The sequence below is a fragment of the Variovorax sp. 01T439_2 genome (assembly GCF_056398445.1).
This window is the reverse complement of sequence record NZ_JBFTPJ010000801.1, coordinates 1-2,784: the sequence shown is the minus strand read 5'-3', so window position 1 is coordinate 2,784 and position 2,784 is coordinate 1. Positions and strand designations below refer to the sequence as shown.

The 2,784-nt window shown below is 65.8% G+C and carries 2 protein-coding genes and 1 pseudogene; all 3 read right to left on the bottom strand.

Features of this window, described 5'->3' with window-relative positions; translation table 11 throughout:
* Positions 1–704: pseudogene (locus AC1DOC_RS28015) on the bottom strand (ROK family protein); the annotation flags it as partial.
* 237 nt (positions 705–941) lie between these two features.
* The gene (locus tag AC1DOC_RS28010) at positions 942–1,361 is read right to left on the bottom strand and encodes a F0F1 ATP synthase subunit epsilon (RefSeq protein WP_015867628.1); all 420 of its coding nucleotides are present in this window, start codon (positions 1,359–1,361) and stop codon (positions 942–944) included.
* A gap of 12 nt (positions 1,362–1,373) precedes the next feature.
* Positions 1,374–2,784: F0F1 ATP synthase subunit beta (gene atpD / locus AC1DOC_RS28005; protein ID WP_478130951.1), on the bottom strand; the 1,411-nt coding region annotated here is incomplete at its 5' end.

Below are 2,784 nucleotides of genomic sequence, written 5' to 3'. Positions count from 1 at the left end.
GTCCTGGTCGACGCAGATATGGCCCACGTCGCCGGCCGACCCGGCCGCGCCGCGATAGACCTCGCCATGGCAGACGATGCCGCAGCCGATGCCGGTGCCGATCTTGATCACGAGGAAGTTGTTGAGCGAGCGCTTCAGCCGCCACAGTTCGCCGAGCGCCATCAGGTTCACGTCGTTGTCGACGAAGACGGGCGCCGCGTAGTCCTCGCGCAGGTAGTCGCGGATCGAGAAGCTGTCCCAGGCCGGCATCAGCGGCGGATTCACGAGCTGGCCGATCTCGAAGTTGACCGGGCCGGGCACGCCGATGCCGATGCCCAGCACGTTCTTCGGGCCGTGGCCGCAGCGCGCGAGCAGTTCGCGCATCAGCACGCGCACCCGCGCCAGCACCACGGCCGGGCCTTCGCGCACATCGGCCGGCTCGTCGTGCTGCGCGAGCACGCTGAGATCGGGCCGCAGCACCGCAACGTCGAGGCTGGTGGCGCCGATGTCGATGCCCACGAGCACGCGCCAAGCCCGGCATGCAGCTGCAGGTTCTCGGCGCGGCGCCCGCCCGACGAGCGCTGCAGGCCCGCTTCGGCCAAGAGGCCCTGTTCGACCAGGCCGGCGATCAGCGCATTGGCCTTGCTCTTGGAGAAGCCGAGCTGTTCGGCCATGGCATGGCGCGAGCCGCCGGCCGACCAGAAGGTGGTCTCCAGCAACCGCATCTCGTCTGCAGTGATGCCACTCCAGGGTGCCACGCGCTTTGTCTCCAATATTCTTTTGGCCGCCGGCTGCAGCAACCGCAGTCCAGGGCGAAGGCGAATACTAGGGGCGCAGCTTCAGCCGGACAAGGCCGAACTTCGACCATGTTCAGACCAAAGTGAGGCTTTTTGCAGGAGCGGCGGACGCAAAAAAGCCGCCCGGAGGCGGCTTTTTCGTGGAGCGCTTTTCTTCGCTCCTGCTTACTTCTTCTGGCGGTACTTGCGCAGCGCAGCGATCTGCGCAGCCATCACGGCCAGTTCCGACTGCGCCATGGCGATGTCGATGTCGCTCTTGGCGTTCTTGAGCGCTTCCTCGGCGGCTGCCTTGGCCTGGTTGGCCTTCTCGTCGTCGAGGTCCTTGCCGCGGATTGCGGTGTCGGACAGCACGGTGACGGCGTTGGGCTGCACTTCGAGAATGCCGCCGGCCACGAAGACGAACTCCTCGCCGCCGTCGGCCGTTTCGATGCGCACGGCGCCGGGGCGGATGCGCGTGATCAGCGGCGTGTGGCGCGGGTAGATGCCGAGCTCACCGGCTTCACCGGGCAGCGCGACGAACTTGGCTTCGCCCGAGAAGATCGACTCTTCCGCGCTGACCACGTCCACATGAATGGTGCCTGCCATGGTGATTCCTTGTTAAGCGACCTTCTTGGCCTTTTCGAACGCTTCGTCGATGCCGCCCACCATGTAGAACGCTTGTTCCGGCAGGTGGTCGGCTTCGCCGTTCACGATCATCTTGAAACCGCGGATGGTTTCGGCCAGCGGCACGTACTTGCCGGGCGAACCCGTGAACACTTCGGCCACGTGGAACGGCTGCGACAGGAAGCGCTGGATCTTGCGCGCGCGGGCCACGGCCAGCTTGTCTTCCGGTGCCAGTTCGTCCATGCCCAGAATCGCGATGATGTCGCGCAGTTCCTTGTAGCGCTGCAGCGTGCCTTGCACGGCGCGGGCCACGTTGTAGTGCTCTTCGCCGACCACGTTCGGGTCGAGCTGGCGCGAGGTCGAGTCGAGCGGGTCCACGGCGGGGTAGATACCGAGCGAAGCGATGTCGCGCGACAGCACCACGGTGGAGTCCAGGTGGGCGAAGGTGGTGGCGGGCGACGGGTCGGTCAAGTCGTCGGCCGGCACGTACACGGCCTGGATCGAGGTGATCGAGCCAACCTTGGTCGACGTGATCCGCTCCTGCAGGCGGCCCATTTCCTCGGCCAGCGTCGGCTGGTAGCCCACGGCGGAAGGCATGCGGCCCAGCAGAGCCGACACTTCGGTACCGGCCAGCGTGTAGCGGTAAATGTTGTCCACGAAGAACAGCACGTCGCGGCCTTCGTCGCGGAACGACTCGGCGATGGTCAGGCCGGTCAGGGCCACGCGCAGGCGGTTGCCCGGGGGCTCGTTCATCTGGCCGTAGACCATGGCGACCTTCGAGTCTTCGAGCTTCTCGAGGTTCACGACGCCGGAGTCGGCCATCTCGTGATAGAAGTCGTTGCCTTCGCGGGTACGTTCACCCACGCCGGCGAACACCGACAGGCCCGAGTGAGCCTTGGCGATGTTGTTGATGAGTTCCATCATGTTCACGGTCTTGCCCACGCCGGCACCACCGAACAGGCCCACCTTGCCGCCCTTGGCGAACGGGCACACGAGGTCGATCACCTTGATGCCGGTTTCCAGCAGGTCCTGCGAAGGCGACAGTTCGTCGTATGCGGGGGCCTTGCGGTGGATCGATGCGGTGAGGTCCTGGCTCACGTCGCCGCGCTCGTCGATCGGACGGCCGAGCACGTCCATGATGCGGCCGAGCGTGGCCTTGCCGACGGGCACCGTGATGGGTGCGCCGGTGTTGGTGACGATCAGGCCGCGGCGCAGGCCGTCGGACGAGCCGAGCGCAATGGTGCGCACCACGCCGTCGCCGAGCTGCTGCTGGACTTCGAGGGTCAGCCCGCCGCCTTCGAATTTCAAGGCGTCATAGACCTTGGGCATCTGGTCACGCGGGAACTCCACGTCGACCACGGCGCCGATACATTGGACAATTTTTCCTTCAGCCATGGCGTTTCCT

Bases quoted from the DNA above. Each gene is read 5' to 3' on its own strand.
- AC1DOC_RS28010 (WP_015867628.1), bottom strand. From the start codon at position 1,361: ATGGCAGGCACCATTCATGTGGACGTGGTCAGCGCGGAAGAGTCGATC.